We start from the raw sequence: 20,878 nt of genomic DNA, 5'->3' as shown, positions 1-20,878 counted from the left end.
CTTCGTCGGCTTAGCGGAGTACAAGTGTAAGAGTTTAAACTTGTAATATGAGATCGCTTCATCGTGCGCAAAAAGGCCACAATTGAACGATTAAGATGAGTGAAGCTGATTTTTAAAATCTGGATTAATGTATTCAAAGTTGGGCTTCCTATAACAATGCGGATGTCTTTCGCATCGGTTCCCGTCTACTGATTAACTCGATGTTAACAGTACCTACTCATACGTAATGGCACAATCAGCTTGAATGTCCTTACGCGTATCCCCCTAAGGTAAATCTATCGTTAGAATTAACGATAACCTTGAGATTGTGGCGGAAAATAACACAGAAATTATTTTCAACGCAAACGATTTTTATCACACATAATAAAGGGGAGAATAAATTTAATTATTCTCCCCTCGTTTCATATTTCCGTTCTATCTTAAAAGTACTTGATTAGCCACTATTTACGACTTTTTAACCTTATACATAGCTTGAATTTCTTTTTTGTATTTTTCGTAAATCTTTTTACGACGTAACTTCAAGGTTGGCGTGATCAAGCCGTCTTCAATCGAGAACTCTTTTGGCAACAAGGTGAATTTTTTGATTTTTTCAAAGCCTGCCAATTCTTTTTGGAGATGCTTTAAACGTTGTTCAAAATGTTCAACCACATGACTATGCTTTAATAGCTCTATCGGTGATTCATAATGAATGCCCTTTTCTTTTGCCCAAGCATCCAATGATTCAAACGCCGGAACAATCAACGCAGTGACATAGTTTTTCGCATCAGCCACAATCGCTACTTGCTCGATAAAAGAACAAGTTCCAACTTTACCTTCTACTCGCTGCGGTGCGATATACTTACCATTCGAGGTTTTCATTAACTCTTTGATACGGTCAGTAATATACAAGTTACCATCTTCATCAAATTGTCCGGCATCACCGGTTTTCAACCAACCGTCTTCAAATGTCTCTGTAGTCTCTTCAGGGCGGTTGTAATAGCCTTTCATAACAATATCGCCACGAACTAAGATTTCGTTATCTTTTCCAAGCTTCACTTCTGTTTGACTTAGCGGTTGACCATTCGAGCCTGTTACACGGTTTGCAATAGTATTACACGTCACCGTTGCGGTAGTTTCCGTCATACCATAGCCACATAACACTGGAACATTGATCGCATGGAAAAAGCCTGCCACGTCTGCATCTAATGCTGCGCCACCACAAGGCATAAATTTCAAACGTCCACCAAGCGCATTTTGCAACTTACTAAAGACTAATTTTGTCGCTAATGTATTTTGCCACTCAAGAAAAACACTTGATGCACGGCGGCCTTGGCTTACTTCAAACTGCTTCTTACCTACCTTCATCGCCCAGGCGAAGATCAGTTGTTTAACCTTGCTGCCTTTAGTTACTTGTTCTTGAATTGCGCTGTACACTTTTTCTAAAAACCTTGGCACGACACAAAGCGTATTAGGTTTGGTTGCGCTGATCGCTTGCTTAACACGGTTGGTATCTTGCAAGTAAACGTTCTTACCGCCACGCGCTAAAACATAAAATGACCAACTGCGCTCAAATACGTGACTCAAGGGTAAAAATGCAAGCGAGGTGTCACCTTCCGTAAAACCTAGTACTTCATCATGTTGGGAGATCGTAGAAGCAAAATTACGGTAGCCCAACATCACTCCTTTCGGATCACCAGTAGTACCCGAGGTATAAATAAGCGTCACCAAATCATCTAACTGAACTTGCTCAACTCGAATCGCTAGCTGTTCATGTTGTGATTGATCTACTTGATACGTTTCCGCCAATAAATCATCAAGATGCCTATGATTTGGGCGTACTTTCAACTTTACCGAACTATCAAACACAATCACCGATTCAATATTAGGTAAAGTATCTTGTAACTCACACGCCATTTGATACTGCTGTGCATCATTAACAAATAACACTTTGGCTTCGGCATCATTTAAAATAAATTGCGCTTGTTCGAGTGTACTGGTTGGGTAGATAGGAACAATCACCGCTCTAGCCTTTAAGCTAGCTAAGTCGGCACACGTCCACTGCGGGCAGTTTTGCGAAAGAATGGCGCATTTATCTTGGATTGAAACACCAAGCTTAATTAACACTTTTGCCAGTTTATCAGTTTGTTCTTCAAGCTTCTGCCAAGTAACAAGGTTCCATGGAGCCTGAATTTCAAACCCTTCCAACGCAATTTGATCTGCACGTTGTTGAGCTTGCTGTTTAAACAAACGGATAAGATGATAAGCATCAAGAGACATAAATAGATTCCAGTTGAGCGTACAGGTGTTTCGATTTGGCGCAATATTACCCTATAACAGGAAAAAAGCGAAACAGTTGTAAGCTCAAAGAACACAAAAACACAAATAAGAAAAATATTCATAATAAGCTAGTACAAAGAATAAGCTTTATAAGTGAACAATGTTAAATACAGCCAACGCAAAAAGCCCCAGCATTCTGAAGTGCTTTCTTATTTGGAGCGACACACGAGGTTCCCTGCTTTTATGGACTAGGCGTGACCTCAACCTTCTCTACCAATTGAGCTGGCGTCATTCAAATCTCCCGAACCTCGAAATTAGTAAACTTCATAGATGAAAAAAGCCCCGATCAATACTGATCGGGGCTTTCTTATTTGGAGCGACACACGAGGTTCGAACTCGTGACCTCAACCTTGGCAAGGTTGCGCTCTACCAGCTGAGCTAGTGTCGCATTTGCTACATAAATGTAGACTTTAATAGATGGTGCCCCGGGCCGGACTTGAACCGGCACAGCGCGAACGCCGAGGGATTTTAAATCCCTTGTGTCTACCAATTCCACCACCAGGGCACGCAATTCATTGCGATGCCGTGACTTATCAAAGATAATTGAAAAGTTAGAACACCATCTGAAACCGAACTTACATTCCATTTCATTAATTTGGAGCGACACACGAGGTTCGAACTCGTGACCTCAACCTTGGCAAGGTTGCGCTCTACCAGCTGAGCTAGTGTCGCTTTGTATCAATTTAAACAAGATTATGGAGGCGCCTCCCGGAGTCGAACCGAGGTCCACGGATTTGCAATCCGCTGCATAGCCACTCTGCCAAGGCGCCTTATCTTGTGAAGAACTTAACTCTTTCGAATTATGTTGCGTTCCTCTTGAGTACGGGATGGCATTTTACGGATTAAGCCAAGCACGTCAACACTATTTTTCGATTTTTAAATCGTTTGTCTATTTTGCAGTCAAAAACCATTATATCGCACATTTTAATGCCTAATTTTGTCGATATTTTTAACAGAAAATTGAGAAAACATAACTTATCTATTAGATAAATAGCTAGAAACAAAAATCCCCGCATAATCTTTTTTATAATAAAGAATATACGGGGCTCTGATAATTCAATTTTAAAGTGACTGACTTAATCACCCTCGCCAGCCAGTAGATCTCCTTTAGCGGCTTTTAAGTATTGGTACATGGACCAATATGTTAAAGCTGTCGCAATGTATAACGTGACATAACCTAGCCATACCATCCAATCATCATAACGCCAGATGAGAACCCAAAGAGCAAACATTTGTGACAATGTTTTCCATTTTCCAATCCAAGAAACCGCAACGCTCGCTCGCTTGCCAATTTCTGCCATCCACTCTCGTAGTGCTGAAATAATAATTTCACGGGCAATCATAGTGGCAGCCGGAATGGTAATCCAAATGGTGTGATAGTGTTCAGTGATTACAATGAGTGCCGCGGCAACCATTACTTTATCAGCAACAGGATCTAAAAAAGCGCCAAAACGTGACGTTTGACCTAATTTTCTTGCTAGCACTCCATCAAGCCAATCGGTAAACCCTGCAACCCAAAACACCATTGCAGCAGCAAAAGGCGACCATGAATAAGGCAGATAGAAAACGGCAACGAAAACAGGAATTAACGCAAGTCGAAGTAAAGTTAAAATATTTGGTATTGTAAATCGCATAATTACGTCTCTTGGAGAGTGCGGCTTAATGTTGCGTTAAAACGTCTAGGGTTTCAATGCTTCATGGATGATTTCTGCCAAAGATTTACTGATCCCAGGAACTTTGGCTATTTCTTCTACAGTTGCTCGTTTTAATTCTTGTATACCACCCATATATTTCAGTAAAGCTTGGCGGCGTTTCGGGCCTACCCCTTCAATACCTTCTAAAGTACTGGTTCTTCGGGTTTTGGCTCTTTTCGCGCGGTGACCACTGATCGCATGATTATGGCTTTCATCACGAATATGCTGAATTAAATGTAAAGCTGGTGCGTCACTCGGCAAATTGAACTCTTCACCGGTAACTTTAATTAATGTTTCTAGACCGGGCTTTCTGGTAACACCTTTAGCGATACCAATTAGTTCTGGTTTTTTCGGCCAGTCTTGCCAATGTCTTTGTATTATCTCATAAGCACGGTTAAGTTGTCCCTTACCGCCGTCAATAAAAATCACATCCGGTATCTTTTCGGCATATATTTCATCAGTATATTGTTGCTTGGAGTAGCGACGCTCTAACACCTGCCCCATCGCAGCATAATCATCCCCCCCCGTGATACCTTCAATATTGTAGCGACGATACTCTTGTTTAACCGGGCCTTCACGGTTGAAAACCACACAAGAAGCGATGGTACTTTCACCCATAGTATGACTGATATCGAAACATTCCATGCGCTCAATGCGTTCCATACCAAACTCGGTTTCTAACTCTTTAACCCTCTGATTCACCGTCATTTTATGACTAATCTTCGACGTTAACGCACTGCGAGCATTGGTATTGGCCAAATTAAGATAACGACCTCGGATCCCTCTAGGACTGACATGGAATGTAACTTTACGGCCAGCTATTTCGGTTAATGCGGCTTGTAATGGACTTTCATCATCGAATAAATCAGCGTTATAAGTAATTCGAGTTGGAATCGTCGACGCTTCATTATGGCTTAAATAATACTGGTTCAAGAAGCTCGAAAATACTTCGTGATCATCGGTATTGTTAGGGATTTTAGGGAAGTGACTACGGCTACCCAGCACTTTACCTTGCCTAATCATTAGAATATGAACGCAAGCCAGACCATTTTCTTTAGCAAAGCCAATCACATCCATGTCTTCTGCGCTGTCATTGGAGACTGATTGTTGCTCTTGTACACGACGGATCGCTTGAATTTGATCGCGATATTTAGCCGCTTTCTCAAACGCTAACGCTTGACTTGCTTCGTCCATTTTTTTAATTAAAGCATTCAGCACGAGATCATCTTTGCCTTGCAAGAATAAGCGAACATAGTTGACACTTTCCGCATATTCTTCATCACTAATCAGACCTTTAACACACGGTCCTGAACAACGTTCAATTTGATACATCAAACATGGTCGAGTGCGATTGGCATAAATGCTGTCTTCACATTGACGAACTGGGATGATTTTTTGTAATAAGTGAAGCGTTTCTCGTACTGCCCCTGCATCTGGATAAGGGCCGAAATACTCCCCTTTCCTTTTCTTTGCGCCACGATGATAAGCAAGACGAGGATGCTTGTGTTTGGTAATTAAAATATAGGGATAAGATTTATCATCCCTTAATAGCACATTGTATTTAGGAAGGTATTGCTTGATATAGTTGTGCTCTAAAATTAAGGCTTCGGTTTCGGTATGCGTCACCGTGACATCAATTTTGGCAATATGGCTAACGAGAGCCTTGGTTTTTTCGTTATCTAGGTTCTTACGAAAATAGCTGGAAAGACGTTTGAATAGATTTTTTGCTTTACCGACATAAATAACGTCAGCCTCGACGTTATACATACGATAAACGCCGGGCTGATCTGAAACCGTCGATAGAAAAGAAGCAGAATCAAATGGATCTGGCACTACAGAGTCTCTGTATTTATCATGCCATAACGGATTGCGAGATGCGTTAATTCTACATCACCACTGATATCGAGCTTGCTAAACAAGCGGTAGCGATAGCTATTTACTGTCTTAGGGCTAAGATTAAGCTGCTCGGATATATCCGTTACTTTTTGTCCTTTGGTAATCATCATCATGATCTGTAGCTCACGTTCAGACAGCTCTTTAAATGGATTATCTGAAGGTGCTGAAAATTGACTCAATGCCATCTGTTGCGCTATTTCAGGTGAAATATAACGCTGACCACTGTTGACCATTCTAATCGCATTCACCATTTCATCTGGCGCAGCACCTTTGGTTAAATAACCAGCAGCCCCCGCTTGCATGACTTTGGTTGGAAATGGATTTTCAGTATGTATTGTAAGAACAATGATTTTAATATCAGGATTAAAACGTAAAATTTTCTTGGTGGCTTCAAGGCCGCCAATACCTGGCATATTCATATCCATCAAAATAACGTCCGCGTGATTAGCACGGCACCATTTTACAGAATTCTCACCACTGTCAGCTTCCCCTACTACTTTCATTCCACGGACGTCTTCAATTATACGTCGAATCCCTGTGCGAACCAGTTCGTGATCATCTACAAGGAAAACATTTATCACTCTTGTATCTCCACACTTGGATTATCGCTAGACCAACAAGATTATTAATCGCTGGTCACTACATTCTAACTTATTTATGGTCACAAAATGACTGTTAATCTCAGAATCCGTACTATTTTGTGACTAACACATCATAGATATCGTCTTCTATGTGAATTGATTGATTAAAATTACTTAAAGTAAGCTTTATGAAATCAAGTAATTACAAATGTATTATTAATGGTTTACTCAAGAATGCAAGACCAGATTTAATATAAAATAGGCATTTAATATTACCATGTTGAGGGTAGTCCGGTTTTAGAGTTCTAATCCGTCTAGTTTCCAATCAAGATCAATGAAAGCTCGCACCATTCTCAATCAGTTTGTTATCATGCTAGCACTTAACCGCTTCTTTCTCACTTAACAACTCTGGACAGATTTTCACTTGAATGGTTCATCAGACATCAATACCGCCAATATCGACCAAGGCTTTGTGCTGACACGACAAGCTCGTGATTTACACCATTCTGGCTCCCAGACGCAAATTGAACTTTGGGTCGCAACCGATAGCGGCCCGACCCAACTATTAATTGCCGCCGAGCGAAGTGTGTTTTTCGTCTTACAAGAACACCAACAGGCCGTTAGCAATGCATTAAAACAACAAAACATCCCCTTTGAAATTCAAGCTGTTGCACTCAAAACTTTTAGCCAGCAACCGATTTGTGCCTGTTACTTTGGCACCATTCAATTAACCAACCAAGCGAAAAACGTCTTAACTCAATCAAATATCGATTGCTTTGAAGATGATATCCGCCTAACCGACCGCTACTTAATGGAACGATTTATCCGCGGAGGCATTCAATTTACCGGTCAGTTTTCACAGCAGAAGCATTATAAGAAAGTCACACAAGCTCGCTGTAAAACGACATCCTATCAACCTAATCTCACGGTGGTTTCTTTAGATCTCGAATGTTCAGAAAAAGGCATCTTGTATTCGGTTGGTCTCGATTCAAAAATGGACAGTCGAGTCATCATGATTGGTTCGCCACAGGAGTATGACGCAGAAGTTAACATTCAGTGGGTAGAAAACGAATACGCCCTCTTAACCGCCTTAGTCGATTGGTTTGAACACTTTGATCCCGATATCATCATTGGATGGAATGTGATTGATTTTGATTGTCGATTATTAGCCAAGCGAGCGGAATGGCATAAACTGCCTCTGAAACTAGGTCGAGCGCAACAAAAGCTGTATTTCAGGCAATCCAATAATACTCAGCAAGGTTTTGTTTCTATTCCGGGCCGAGTGGTTTTAGATGGCATCGATACTTTAAAAACCGCGACTTATCACTTTAATTCGTGGACGTTAGAATCTGTGGCCCAAAACCTACTCGGTGAAGGCAAAATCATCCATGATCCGTTTAATCGTATGGATGAAATCAATCGCCAATTCCGCGAAGATAAAATTTCTCTTGCCACTTATAACCTACAAGATTGCCGTTTAGTCACGCGCATTTTTGAGCAAACTCATTTACTGCAATTTGCTATTGAACGCTCACGGTTAACCGGTGTAGAGCTTGATCGTATTGGTGGGTCAGTTGCTGCCTTTACCAATTTGTATTTGCCTCAATTGCATCGTGCCGGTTATATCGCGCCAAATCTTCACTCTGAAAACTGGTTCGCTAGTCCTGGTGGTTACGTGATGGATTCTGATCCCGGACTCTATCATTCTGTGCTAGTACTTGATTTTAAATCACTCTACCCTTCAATTATTCGCACCTTTCTCATTGACCCGATGGGGTTAGTTGAAGGTTTAAAACTTGAAATAGGTAAAGAAGAACATCAAGCCGTCTCAGGATTTCGCGGTGGACAATTTCACCGTAGCAAACACTTTTTACCTAATATGATTGAAGAATTGTGGGCAGCGCGAGATATCGCCAAGAAAAATAATGAAGCGGCCTTTTCGCAAGCCATTAAGATCATTATGAATTCATTTTACGGCGTACTCGGCTCTTCTGGTTGTCGTTTTTTTGATACTCGGTTAGCCTCTTCTATTACGATGCGTGGCCATGAGATCATGAAGCAAACTCGAGCCTTAATCGAAGAGAAAGGTTATCAAGTAATTTATGGGGATACTGACTCTTTGTTTGTCTCTTTAATTGAGCCTCACAGTCAGCAACAAGCCGATCAAATTGGCCAAAAGCTGATTAAAGAAATTAACTTGTGGTGGCAGGAACATATTAAAGATAACTATAACCTGCAATCGGCCCTAGAGCTTGAGTACGAAACCCATTATCAACGATTTTTAATGCCTACCATTCGCGGCTCTGAAACTGGGTCAAAAAAACGCTATTGTGGTCTTATCAATACCGATGGAAAAGAAAAGATGGTATTCAAAGGATTGGAAAGTGCTCGCACTGACTGGACATCACTGTCACATCACTTCCAACACAAACTGTATTCTATGATCTTTCATGATGAAGACCCACAAACCTTTATTCGCCAATATGTTGAAGATACGCAAAATGGGGTTTATGACGATAATCTTGTCTATCAAAAACGCCTACGCCGCAAACTAAGTGAATATCAGAAAAATATTCCGCCACAAGTCAGGGCAGCACGTTTAGCCGATGAAAAGAATGCTCGCCTAGGCCGCCCTTTGCAATATCAAAATAAAGGTAGAATAGAATATTTGTTTACGCTCAATGGCCCAGAGCCTAAAGACTACTTAGAAAGCCCTATCGATTATCAACATTATATTGATAAACAGATTAAACCGGTTGCCGATGCAATTTTGCCTTTTATCGGCTTAGACTTTGAGTCGATCATCGCACCGCAAATTGGTCTATTTTAATATATATCTTTCATACTTGAAGCTGCAGTTTTGTTAGACGCGCTCATTCACCCCAATCATTTAGACAAGCTAAACTCATGGGCTTCATTCACTTGTCGCCTCACTGCAACTCCAATTACTTTGGGTATAAGCTAAACTAATAATTATTTTTGGTATTAAGTTAAGATCGTGATATTTTCTCGCTCAAACATACTTTCAAACACCAAGAGCCTCTGTGCTTCTTAGATATAACTTAGGAAAAATCATGCCTAAAGCTAGTGATATTAAAAAAAATGCCGTTGTAGAACTAAACGGTCGTGTATTCTCTGTACGTGAAATCAGCAAATTAACGCCAAGTGGCCGTGCGGGTGCAAGTCTGTACCGTATGCGTATGTACGATGTAGCAACTGGTGCTAAATCAGATGAAAGCTTCAAAGCTGATGAGATTCTCACTCTGGCTGACTTTAGCCGTCACAGCGTAATGTTCTCGTACATTGATGGTGATGAGTACGTGTTCATGGATAATGAAGACTACACGCCTTATCACTTCAATAAAGAAACGATTGAAGATGAAGCCTTGTTCTTTAACGAAGAAACTCAAGGCTTAAGCGTTGTAATCGTAAACGATAAGCCTGTAGCGGTTGAGCTTCCTTCAAGTGTTGAACTAGAAATCGTCGAGACATCACCTTCGATTAAAGGAGCATCAGCAAGTGCCCGTACTAAACCTGCAACTCTCTCGACTGGCCTTGTTGTTCAAGTACCTGAATACATTTCAGGTGGCGACAAAATTAAAGTTAATACCGCTGAACGTAAGTTCATGGGCCGTGCTGACTAATTATTAAAAAATAACTATACCCTTCGTATTTGAAGCTACAGCTTTGTTGACGGCGTTCATTCGCCCCAATCACATAGGCGAGCTATGCTCATGGGGCCTCATTCACTTGTCGCCTCACTGTAACTCCAATTACTTTGGGTATAGCGGTTAATCTTATTTGTTTGACCACTTTTTTAACTGATATGAAATACATTAACCAAGTATATTTAAGGCAATAATGACAGATTTAATCTCTTACGATGACGTAATCGAAGTCGGCTATGACATCTTTTTGGAAATGGCACCAGATAACCTAGAAGCAGCAGATGTCATCTTATTCACAATGCAATTTGAAGAGCGCGGCGCAGCTGAAGTAGTTGAAACAGGTGATGACTGGGCTCAACACGTTGGCTTTGAGGTTGATAAAGAGACTTACGCGGAAGTAAAAGTAGGATTGGTCAATGAAGCCGATGATGCTTTGGATGATGTGTTTGCTCGCATGCTAATTAGCCGAGACCCTGACAATAAATTTTGCCATATTTTGTGGAAAAGAGATTAATACTCGGTCGGGTATAGTCCCATTTCTATAAATGCATAACGAACAAAGGGCCCATCAAGTAATTTTGATGGGCCCTTTTAATATCCGTAATCAGTATTTCAATTACTGACGAGTTCTTGGCTTACCAGCGGTAGATGATGGCTTGCGACGATTCGTCTGCTTACCTTGACGACCGCCTACTGCTTCACCATTGTTAACTTTATTGGTGGTTGTGCCTTTAGTCGCGACATTACCGCGAGAAGCATTGCGGCCACGACCTTTTGGTGCAGTTGAACGCTCTTCGTGACGCTTCACCGCGCGGCGGATCTTCTGACCACGAGAACGTTCACGTTTACGAGAATGCTTATCAGGGTCAATTAATGTTTCTTTTTCAGGTTTAAGATCAACCATTTCACGCAAGTAGTTCACTTCTTTAAGCTCAAGCTCAACCCAGCCACCACGTGGTAATGCTTTCTCTAGAAAAATTTCACCATAACGAACACGTTTCAGACGGCTAACGGTTACCCCTTGAGATTCCCACAAACGACGAACCTCACGATTACGACCTTCAGTGATCATCACATAGAAAGTATGGTTCATACCTTCGCCACCAGCGTAGACAACATCTTCAAAACGAGCCATGCCGTCTTCAAGTTCAACACCACTAGTAACGTTACGAACCATCTCTTCGTTTACTTCACCAAATACACGGACTAAGTACTCACGTTCCACCTGACGGCTTGGGTGCATTAGTCGGTTAGCGAGTTCACCATCAGTTGTGAAGAGCAATAAGCCACCGGTGTTGGCATCAAGACGGCCAACCGAAACCCAACGAGAACCTTTAATTTTTGGTAAGCGATCAAATACCGTACGACGACCTTCTGGATCGTGGCGAGTACATAGCTCCCCTTCTGGCTTGTTGTAAGCAAGAACTCGGCAAATCACTTCTTCAGAATCTTTTACTGACACTTTGTGGCCGTCAATACGAACGATGGCGTTGTCATCTTCCAATCGGTCGCCTAGTTTGGCCACTTGTCCATTAATGCTCACACGGCCAGCTTGAATCATCGCTTCTAATTCACGACGAGAGCCATTACCTGCACGGGCTAAAATCTTCTGTAACTTTTCGCTCATTTATATACCTATTATTTGTCGACTTCACAGCCGTCTTTATTGCTTAATTTAAAATTAGCTTTATAAAACAATAAATTAAAATTAGTTTCTTTTCTTTAATTATCATAAGATTAAGAAAAGGCAGCAGAGTATACACTAGTTTGTTAGATACCTGAATGTTTAAACAACAAAGCCCCACAATTAAATGTAGGAATCAAGTATAGCAAATGAACTTTATTCAAATGGCGTTGGGTCGCCTGCACCACGACGAACAACCACCATTTCATCATCGCTAAAATCAACTACTGTCGTTGGTTGTTCACCTAAGAAACCACCGTTCATGATCAAATCAACCGAATGCTCTAATTTATCGCGAATATCTTCTGGATCAGCCTCTGCGTAATCATTACCCGGTAAAATCAGGGTAGTCGACATTAATGGTTCACCCAGTGCTTCTAGTAAATCCAGCGCAATTTTATTATCTGGAACACGAATACCAATCGTTTTACGTTTCGCATTCATTAAACGGCGTGGTACTTCTTTGGTTCCTTTAAAGATAAAGGTATACGCGCCCGGAGTGTTATTTTTTAAAAGACGGAAGGCGGTATTATCGATTCGGGCATAAAGTGATAACTCAGAAAGGTCGCGACATAACAAAGTAAAGTTATGCTTATCATCGATTTTACGAATGCGGCAAATACGCTCTAAAGCAGTTTTATTTTCAAGTTGACAACCTAGTGCATAACCAGAATCCGTAGGATAAACAATTACCCCACCATTGCGAATGATTGCAACTGCTTGATTAATCAATCGAGCTTGTGGGTTTTCTGGGTGTAGATAAAAAAATTGGCTCATTGATACTCCTAATTGAGATAAAGATTAAGTCTAAGATTCAATTTTCGACTCAATCACATTGGCGAGATCAGGTTCACTCTCTATTAAGCTTAGATTTAGGCTTTATCCGTCCCAAACTCTAAATGTGCAATCTGCTGCCAATCTTTCCAGACTGGTTCAACACCAGACGGTAACCATAAATTACGACCAAGCTCTGTCCATGGTGATGGATAATGAAAATCCGATCCTTGCGAAGCAAGTAGACCATTTTCAATCGCATAGTCGGCTAATGTTCTTCTTTCTTGTAGAGCTTGCTGAGGTTGGGCAACTTCCATCGCATCACCACCAGCAGCCACGAATGCTGCAATTAAACGCTTCAACCATTTAGCTGTCAATTGATAACGTCCTGGATGCGCTAAAACCGCGACACCTCCAGCGGCATGTATTGCGGAAACCGCGTCTTCAATACTGCACCATACTGGTGGAACATAGCCCGGATTATTACGGGTTAAATACTTTTTAAACACTTGCTGCATGGTTTTCGCATAGCCATTTTCAACTAACCATTTGGCAAAATGAGAGCGCGTAATCGATGCGCCATTGGCAATCGCCTGAACTTCTTCCAACACTCCTTCCCTGGTGTGTTTTGCCAAGCGAACGGCCATTAATTCAGAGCGTTCAACTCGTCGTTGCTTTTGCGATTCAATTAATTGCTGCAATGCAGGGTTCTGAAGATCAATATCCAACCCAACAATATGAATATCTTTATTCTGCCATACTGTCGAAAGCTCAATACCCGTGATCAAATGCAAAGGTAGAGATTGCTCAGTAATGTAATCTTGTGCCATAGGAATCGCATCGACACTATCGTGATCGGTGATCGCTAAAACATCTAAGTTCATTTCAACCGCACGATCGAGTAGTTGCTGCGGGCTTAACCGTCCATCAGAGCATGTCGTATGACTGTGTAGATCGATTCTCATGAAAATAAATGGCCTTACATTGAGATTAATAAATAAAAAAGCTTGACTCAAAACCAATGAACTAGTTTACTAGTACACAAGAACTTAAGGGATAACCCGACAAGATAAAGCGGAAGCGAATATGGCAAGCAATGTGTTACAAGATAATAACATTATTCTAAATTCGACTGTAGCCCATTCTCATGATTTATCTGAGGACGCTTCTTCGACTGCTTCAAACCTTCATTTCAATGGTTGGCGAATTTGGCACATATCATCGTGGCGAAGGAAAAAGAGTAATCATAACTTATTGATTGATTAAGCTACTTCGCCCGCTCAGATGCGGGCTTTTTATTGTCTATTTACAATTGAATATTTTATAAACAATCACATTGTTTTCTCTTAACCCAGTCCACAAACATTACAAATAACTCGTGGATAAATAACGAAATATGATAAACAAAGTTTATACACTGAACACGCTATAACTCATAATAAACGTGTGAAAGCAAACGGAATTTTAATACATGATTAAAGGAAGTCTTATGAATAAGGCAGCAAAGATTCATCAAGATAAGATCAACCACAAACACCCAATTGAGGTGTTTCAAGTGGACACCCCTTACCTCGAAGACCCAACGCAAGTTTTTCATGCTTTATGTATCAATGATAACGCACTGGAAACTCAAAATAGTTTATTGCTTGAAAGCGCCGAAATCAGTTCAAAAGAGAACCTAAAAAGCCTACTTCTTATTGATGCTGCAGTACGTATTGAATGTCGTGGTCATCAAGTTACCATGACAGCAAAAAGCTTAAATGGACAAAACTTACTGCAAGCGGTCAAAGCAAATTTAACCAGTAGTGTACTCACTCAAGCAACCGACAAAGCATTAACCCTTTCTTTCGATGCGCCTAACGATGCAATTGATGAAGATTCTCGTCTACGTCAATCTTCTAGCTTTGATGCTCTGCGTGTCGTTCAACATAGCTTTGATTTACTGCAACTTCCTGATTCACTCGGTGCCAATAAAAAACTGGCTATCTTTATTGGAGGTTCGTTTGCTTATGATCTCGTCTCCAATTTTGAAGATCTCGGTGATGCAAAATCCATTGATAACTGCCCTGATTATGTTTTCTACGTAGCAGAAACCTTGATGATTTTCGATCACCAAACCCAACATTGCAGCGTACAAGCGACCGCCTTTAATAGTACTAACAGCATCCAAGCTGAATTAAAGCAACGCCTAGCCAATATTGCTGAACACTGCACCGATGTTGCCCCACTTCCACAAGCAACGGAAGTAGCGGACATGTCAGTGGAAACCAATATTTCAGATGAAGACTTTTGCCAAATCGTTCGTGACTTAAAAGAGTTTGTGGTTAAAGGGGATATTTTCCAAGTCGTGCCATCACGCCGTTTTTCACTCCCTTGCCCTTCTCCGCTTGCGGCCTATAAAGCTTTAAAACAAAGCAACCCAAGCCCATACATGTTCTACATGAAAGATGAGCTATTTACTTTATTTGGTGCATCACCAGAAAGCGCATTGAAATACGATGCGGATAATGAGCAAATCGAAATCTACCCAATTGCCGGTACCCGTCGTCGTGGAAAAAATACCGATGGTTCAATTAACTTTGACCTTGATAGCCGTATCGAATTGGAACTGCGTAACGATAAAAAAGAAAATGCAGAACACATGATGTTGGTCGATCTCGCTCGAAATGATGTCGCAAGGATCGCTACCGCTGGCTCTCGTCACGTAGCCGATTTACTGAAAGTCGATCGTTATAGCCATGTCATGCACTTAGTATCACGCGTAGTCGGCGAATTGCGTTGTGACCTTGATGCACTGCATGCCTACCAAGCTTGTATGAATATGGGCACATTAACTGGGGCACCAAAAATTCGCGCCATGCAGTTGATTCGTGATGTAGAGCAACAACGCCGCGGCACTTATGGCGGTGCAGTTGGCTACTTAACCGGTGAAGGTGACCTTGATACTTGTATCGTGATTCGCTCCGCTTATGTTGAAAACGGCGTAGCTCATATACAAGCTGGTGCTGGAGTAGTGTTTGATTCAGACCCACAATCGGAAGCGGATGAAACTCGCGGCAAAGCACAAGCCTGTATTAGCGCTATTCAACTCGCGCATCAAGCTAACTCAACTCACAGTCAACAAGGTTAAGGTGATCATCATGGCGAACATTCTTTTTATTGATAACTTTGATTCATTCACCTACAACCTTGTTGACCAATTTCGCACACTAGGCCATGACGTTACTATTTACCGTAATAGCTTATCAGCGGAAACCATTGAACAAGCCGTTAATCAACTAGAAAACCCGGTCGTCGTGCTTTCACCAGGCCCAGGCGTACCATCTGAAGCAGGTTGTATGCCTGAGCTAATTCAACGTTTGAAGGGTAAAGTGCCAATAATTGGTATTTGTCTAGGTCACCAAGCGATTGTTGAAGCTTACGGTGGTACGGTGGCTGGCGCAGGTGAGATCATTCATGGCAAAGTCTCGATGATGATGCATGACAAGCACCCAACCTACCAGAACTTACCGTCACCTTTTGCGATTGCTCGTTATCATTCTTTGGTTGCCACTCATGTGAGTAACGCGCTAACGGTAACGGCGCAAGTTGATGGATTAGTCATGTCAGTGGTTGAAGAAAATGACAAAGTCTGCGGCTTTCAATTTCACCCTGAATCCATTATGACGACCTATGGTGCGACATTATTAGAAAACACAATTCGTTGGGCATTAGAAAAATAGAGCTGAGAGCTGAGAGCTGAGAAAAATTATTACAAGGATTTAATTATGCAAAACAACAGCAACCAAAAGATCATTGACAAGCTATATGCCCAAAGCAATTTAAGCGAGAAAGAAAGCCACTCCCTTTTCGATACCATTATCAAAGGCGAAATGGATCCTATTCTATTGGGCGCGGTATTAACTGCATTAAAAATTAAAGGTGAAACGCCGGAAGAAATCGCAGGGGCCGCTCAAGCCTTACTAGCAAATGCCTCTCCATTTCCAAGCATTGAAGGCGATTTTGCCGATATCGTCGGTACTGGTGGTGATGGTTCCAATACCATTAACATTTCAACCACCGCCGCTTTTGTGGCTGCCGCTTGTGGAGTAAAAATCGCCAAACATGGTAACCGCGGCGTATCAAGTAAATCAGGTTCCTCTGACCTACTCGATTCTTTTGGTATTAACCTCGCCATGAGCCCAGAAGATACTAAATCTGCGGTGGAGAACATTGGTGTAGCATTCTTATTCGCACCGCAATACCACGGTGGTGTGCGTCACGCAATGCCAGTACGCCAAGCGATGAAAACTCGCACCATTTTTAACTTACTTGGTCCTTTAATTAATCCGGCTCGCCCAAATATTGAATTAATGGGCGTTTATGATGAAAGCTTAGTTCGCCCTATCGCCAAAACCATGGCAAGTATGGGAATAAAACGCGCGGCAGTAGTGCATGGTAGTGGACTTGATGAAGTGGCTATTCACGGCTCAACCCTAGTGAATGAAATCGTAAACGGCGAAATTATTGAATATACCTTAACCCCAGAAGATTTTGGCGTGAATAGTCACCCACTCGAAGCAATTAAAGGTGGCGAACCAGAAGAGAACCGTGCCATTATCACTAGAATCTTAAATGGCGAAGGAACCGAAGCACAGGTATCTGCCGTAGCCGTGAATGTTGCGCTACTGTTGCGTCTATTTGGCCAAGAAGACTTAAAAGCTAACACTCAACAAGCTATTGAGGTTATGAATTCAGGCAAAGCGTACCAGCTTGTTACTCAACTTGCCGCGCACGGATAATCGAGGAGAAAGGAATTGGAAACCGTATTAGCAAAAATCGTCGCGGATAAACGCATTTGGGTTGAAGAACGTAAAGCTCAACAACCTTTAGAATCATTCAAGCAAGATTTGCAACCAAGCGATCGCGACTTTTATCAAGCATTGCATACTGGCAAAACTGAATTTATTTTAGAGTGTAAAAAAGCGTCACCATCAAAAGGCCTAATCCGTGAAGATTTCAATTTAGACTACATTGCATCGGTCTACGCTAATCATGCTAGCGCTATTTCGGTATTAACCGATGAGAAATACTTCCAGGGTGATTTCAACTTTTTACCTCAAGTACGCAAGCAAGTTACGCAACCTGTCTTGTGTAAAGACTTTATGATCGACAAATACCAAGTGTACCTTGCTCGTTATTATCAAGCCGATGCGATTCTGTTGATGCTTTCTGTACTTAACGATCAAGAGTATCAGCAGCTAGCAGAAGTGGCTCGATCATTAGACCTAGGCATTTTAACCGAAGTCAGTAATGAAGAAGAATTAGAACGTGCGATTGCATTGAAAGCGCAGGTCGTCGGCATCAATAACCGCAACTTACGCGATCTATCCATTACTCTTGAACGCACTAAAGAACTCGCACCTCGTTTATCAAAAGATACTGTGGTGATTTCTGAATCAGGCATTCACAACCATCAGCAAGTGAAAGAGCTATCACAGTTTGCGAATGGTTTCTTAATTGGTAGTTCTTTAATGTCGGAAGAGAATTTAGAAGTGGCAGTTCGTCGTGTCATTTTAGGCGAAAATAAAGTCTGCGGACTGACTCACCCAGACGATGCAAACCTAGTCTACCGTTCTGGTAGTGTTTATGGTGGGCTTATTTTTGCCGCTAAATCTAAACGTCGAATCAGCATAGAAGACGCTCGATTGATTATGAGTGGCGCGCCATTACATTATGTGGGTGTATTCCAAAATCAATCGATGGATGAAGTCGCTCAAACTGCTAATCAACTGGGTCTGGCTGCGGTTCAACTTCATGGCGCAGAAACACAAGCACAAGTCGCTGAATTACGCCAACTACTACCAAAAAGCGTTAAAATTTGGAAAGCTTATGGGGTGTCCGATCAGCTACCAATACTATTAGAGCAACACGTTGATAAACATTTATTAGATTCTCAAGTAGGTAATCAATCAGGAGGAACTGGAATGAGTTTCGATTGGGACCTTTTAAACAAAGGCAATACGTCAACGAGTCATCGTCAAAGCATTATGATTGCAGGCGGCTTATCACCTGACAATATCGAAGAAGCCGCACAACTTGGTTGTATCGGTTTAGATCTTAACTCCGGCGTTGAAAGTGAACCCGGTAAAAAAGATCCACAGAAACTAGAAGCCGCGTTTAAGGCATTAAGAAATTATTAAATTAATGACGCAGAGATTAATACTCCGTCATTGATAATTAACAAGGATTATATTTTTATGGCTAAATTAGATGCCTATTTTGGTGAATACGGTGGTCAATATGTACCACAAATTTTGGTGCCAGCATTGGATCAACTTGAACAAGCGTTTATTGATGCTCAGCAAGATCCTGAATTTCAAGCTGAATTTATGGGTTTATTGCAAGAATATGCGGGCCGACCTACTGCATTAACCTTATGTCGTAACATGACTAAAGGCACTAAAACCAAACTATATCTAAAGCGTGAAGACCTACTGCACGGTGGTGCACATAAAACCAACCAAGTACTTGGTCAAGCGCTACTGGCTAAGCGCATGGGTAAAAAAGAAATCATCGCGGAAACTGGTGCTGGTCAACATGGTGTTGCAACAGCACTAGCGTGTGCTTTGCTCGATTTGAAATGCAAAGTCTACATGGGCGCGAAAGATGTTAAGCGTCAAAGCCCGAACGTATTCCGTATGCGCATGATGGGCGCTGAAGTGATCCCAGTACACTCTGGTTCAGCAACCTTAAAGGATGCCTGTAATGAAGCGCTACGTGATTGGTCTGCTAGCTATGATAAAGCGCACTACCTACTAGGTACTGCCGCTGGCCCTCACCCTTTCCCAACGATTGTACGTGAATTCCAGCGCATGATTGGTGAAGAAACCAAAATGCAAATCCTTGCTCGTGAAGGACGACTACCCGATGCTGTGATTGCGTGTGTTGGTGGCGGCTCGAATGCGATTGGTATGTTTGCCGATTTCATTGAAGAAACCAATGTCCGCCTAATTGGTGTAGAGCCAGCGGGTAAAGGTATAGATACAGACCAACATGGTGCACCACTTAAGCATGGTACCACCGGCATCTTCTTCGGTATGAAGTCACCATTAATGCAAGATGAGAATGGTCAAATTGAAGAGTCTTACTCAGTATCGGCTGGATTAGACTTCCCATCAGTTGGTCCACAACATGCCCATTTAAATTCAATTGGCCGTGCTCAATATGAATCAATCACCGATGATGAAGCGCTCGATTGCTTCCAAAGCTTGGCACGTAATGAAGGTATTATCCCTGCCCTAGAATCTGCCCATGCACTTGCTCATGCGCTTAAAATGGCACAAACAGAACCTGAAAAAGAACAATTGTTAGTGGTTAATTTATCGGGTCGTGGTGATAAAGATATTTTCACTGTACAAGCGATTTTAGATCAGAAAGGAGCACAATAATGGACCGTTATCAACAATTATTTACTCAGCTCAATGAAAAGAGCCAAGGTGCCTTTGTTCCTTTCGTTACTATTGGTGATCCTAACCCAGAGCAATCGCTGGCGATCATTCAAACCTTAGTTGATGCCGGTGCCGATGCGTTAGAACTAGGTTTCCCTTTTTCTGATCCATCCGCCGATGGCCCAACTATTCAAGGTGCTAATATTCGTGCATTAGAATCGAATACCACACCGAGTATCTGTTTTGATTTAATCAGTAAAATTCGTGCGCAACATCCAGATACGCCGATTGGCCTACTGGTTTATGCCAACCTAGTGTATGTACGTGGCCTAGATGATTTCTATTCACGCTGTCAACAAGCTGGTGTTGATTCGGTATTGGTTGCCGATGTTCCAACTGGTGAAAGTAAACCATTTGTCAAAGCTGCCAAAGCACACGGCATTCACCCCATCTTTATTGCTCCGCCAAATGGTAGCCCTGAAACACTAGAACAAGTTGCTAACCTTGGTGGAGGTTATACCTACCTGCTCTCGCGTGCAGGTGTAACAGGTACCGAAACCAAAGCAGGCATGCCTGTTCATGAGTTGCTTGAGCGTTTAAATCAATTTGATGCGCCACCAGCGATTCTTGGGTTCGGCATATCAGAGCCAGCTCAAGTTTCAGAAGCGATCCAAGCGGGAGCAGCAGGTGCAATTTCGGGTTCAGCGGTAGTAAAAATTATCGAGCGTAACCTAACTAAGCCAGATATCATGCTGTCAGAGCTTAATGATTTTGTTATATCGATGAAAAATGCAACTCAGAAATAGGTACTAAAAGTCGTATTTAAGCAAAAAAG

General features: G+C 41.8%; 16 protein-coding genes and 4 tRNA genes. 9 read left to right on the top strand and 11 right to left on the bottom strand.

Annotated elements, in window-relative coordinates; genetic code table 11:
* Positions 1-444: 444 nt before the first annotated feature.
* The 8 genes from ACE3G9_RS05545 to uvrY all read right to left on the bottom strand — a co-directional run bounded on the left by ACE3G9_RS05545 (position 445) and on the right by uvrY (position 6,487).
* The gene (locus ACE3G9_RS05545) at positions 445-2,256 is read right to left on the bottom strand and encodes an AMP-dependent synthetase/ligase (protein ID WP_417878835.1); all 1,812 of its coding nucleotides are present in this window, start codon (positions 2,254-2,256) and stop codon (positions 445-447) included.
* 372 nt (positions 2,257-2,628) lie between these two features.
* Positions 2,629-2,704: transfer RNA gene (locus ACE3G9_RS05540), tRNA-Gly, on the bottom strand.
* Positions 2,705-2,734: 30 nt separating this feature from the next.
* Positions 2,735-2,821, bottom strand: a tRNA-Leu gene (locus ACE3G9_RS05535).
* 91 nt (positions 2,822-2,912) lie between these two features.
* Positions 2,913-2,988: transfer RNA gene (locus ACE3G9_RS05530), tRNA-Gly, on the bottom strand.
* 24 nt (positions 2,989-3,012) lie between these two features.
* Positions 3,013-3,086: transfer RNA gene (locus ACE3G9_RS05525), tRNA-Cys, on the bottom strand.
* 306 nt (positions 3,087-3,392) lie between these two features.
* Positions 3,393-3,950 carry a CDP-diacylglycerol--glycerol-3-phosphate 3-phosphatidyltransferase gene (gene pgsA, locus ACE3G9_RS05520; RefSeq protein ID WP_417878834.1) on the bottom strand — a complete coding sequence of 186 codons (558 nt, stop codon included), beginning with the start codon at positions 3,948-3,950 and terminating at the stop codon, positions 3,393-3,395.
* Between the two features lie 45 nt (positions 3,951-3,995).
* Positions 3,996-5,843: an excinuclease ABC subunit UvrC gene (uvrC, locus tag ACE3G9_RS05515; RefSeq protein ID WP_417878833.1), complete on the bottom strand. Its 1,848-nt coding sequence runs from the start codon at positions 5,841-5,843 to the stop codon at positions 3,996-3,998.
* Positions 5,843-6,487 (bottom strand): UvrY/SirA/GacA family response regulator transcription factor, encoded by a 645-nt coding sequence (gene uvrY / locus ACE3G9_RS05510; RefSeq protein WP_027696060.1) that lies wholly within the window; start codon positions 6,485-6,487, stop codon positions 5,843-5,845. Before uvrY ends, uvrC begins: the two co-directional genes overlap by 1 nt.
* 424 nt (positions 6,488-6,911) lie before the next feature.
* On the opposite strand from uvrY, the gene ACE3G9_RS05505 reads away from it, so the two are divergent.
* The 3 genes from ACE3G9_RS05505 (at position 6,912) to ACE3G9_RS05495 (ending at position 10,669) form a co-directional block, all read left to right on the top strand.
* A complete protein-coding gene (locus ACE3G9_RS05505) occupies positions 6,912-9,317 on the top strand; it encodes a DNA polymerase II (RefSeq protein ID WP_417878832.1) in 2,406 nt (801 codons plus the stop codon).
* A gap of 244 nt (positions 9,318-9,561) precedes the next feature.
* The gene (gene efpL, locus ACE3G9_RS05500; RefSeq protein WP_417878831.1) at positions 9,562-10,131 is read left to right on the top strand and encodes an elongation factor P-like protein EfpL; all 570 of its coding nucleotides are present in this window, start codon (positions 9,562-9,564) and stop codon (positions 10,129-10,131) included.
* A 217-nt stretch (positions 10,132-10,348) separates the two neighbouring features.
* Positions 10,349-10,669, top strand: a complete 321-nt coding sequence (locus ACE3G9_RS05495; RefSeq protein WP_027696063.1) for an HI1450 family dsDNA-mimic protein — start codon at positions 10,349-10,351, stop codon at positions 10,667-10,669.
* Between the two features lie 102 nt (positions 10,670-10,771).
* Here the strand turns inward: ACE3G9_RS05495 and rluB are convergent, their stop codons facing one another.
* The 3 genes from rluB to rnm form a co-directional block, all read right to left on the bottom strand.
* On the bottom strand, positions 10,772-11,782 hold the full coding sequence (gene rluB / locus ACE3G9_RS05490; protein WP_417878830.1) for a 23S rRNA pseudouridine(2605) synthase RluB: 1,011 nt from the start codon (positions 11,780-11,782) through the stop codon (positions 10,772-10,774).
* Positions 11,783-11,995: 213 nt separating this feature from the next.
* Positions 11,996-12,616, bottom strand: a complete 621-nt coding sequence (locus tag ACE3G9_RS05485) for an L-threonylcarbamoyladenylate synthase (protein ID WP_417878829.1) — start codon at positions 12,614-12,616, stop codon at positions 11,996-11,998.
* A 95-nt stretch (positions 12,617-12,711) separates the two neighbouring features.
* Positions 12,712-13,578, bottom strand: a complete 867-nt coding sequence (gene rnm, locus ACE3G9_RS05480) for an RNase RNM (RefSeq protein WP_417878828.1) — start codon at positions 13,576-13,578, stop codon at positions 12,712-12,714.
* 524 nt (positions 13,579-14,102) lie between these two features.
* On the opposite strand from rnm, the gene ACE3G9_RS05475 reads away from it, so the two are divergent.
* The 6 genes from ACE3G9_RS05475 to trpA are packed head-to-tail and all read left to right on the top strand — an operon-like array spanning position 14,103 to position 20,849.
* Complete coding sequence (locus tag ACE3G9_RS05475; protein ID WP_449218639.1) at positions 14,103-15,743, top strand: anthranilate synthase component 1; 1,641 nt, start codon at positions 14,103-14,105, stop codon at positions 15,741-15,743.
* 10 nt (positions 15,744-15,753) lie between these two features.
* Positions 15,754-16,335 (top strand): aminodeoxychorismate/anthranilate synthase component II, encoded by a 582-nt coding sequence (locus tag ACE3G9_RS05470; RefSeq protein ID WP_417878826.1) that lies wholly within the window; start codon positions 15,754-15,756, stop codon positions 16,333-16,335.
* A 45-nt stretch (positions 16,336-16,380) separates the two neighbouring features.
* The gene (gene trpD, locus ACE3G9_RS05465) at positions 16,381-17,394 is read left to right on the top strand and encodes an anthranilate phosphoribosyltransferase (RefSeq protein WP_449218638.1); all 1,014 of its coding nucleotides are present in this window, start codon (positions 16,381-16,383) and stop codon (positions 17,392-17,394) included.
* Positions 17,395-17,409: 15 nt separating this feature from the next.
* Positions 17,410-18,795 carry a bifunctional indole-3-glycerol-phosphate synthase TrpC/phosphoribosylanthranilate isomerase TrpF gene (gene trpCF / locus ACE3G9_RS05460; protein ID WP_417878824.1) on the top strand — a complete coding sequence of 462 codons (1,386 nt, stop codon included), beginning with the start codon at positions 17,410-17,412 and terminating at the stop codon, positions 18,793-18,795.
* 57 nt (positions 18,796-18,852) lie between these two features.
* Positions 18,853-20,043, top strand: a complete 1,191-nt coding sequence (gene trpB / locus ACE3G9_RS05455) for a tryptophan synthase subunit beta (protein WP_449218637.1) — start codon at positions 18,853-18,855, stop codon at positions 20,041-20,043.
* Entirely contained in the window at positions 20,043-20,849 is an 807-nt protein-coding gene (gene trpA, locus ACE3G9_RS05450) for a tryptophan synthase subunit alpha (RefSeq protein ID WP_449218636.1), read from the top strand. Before trpB ends, trpA begins: the two co-directional genes overlap by 1 nt.
* Positions 20,850-20,878: the final 29 nt, after the last annotated feature.

It is taken from the genome of Vibrio sp. E150_018 (assembly GCF_053544035.1).
This window is presented reverse-complemented; position numbering and strand designations above follow the sequence as displayed.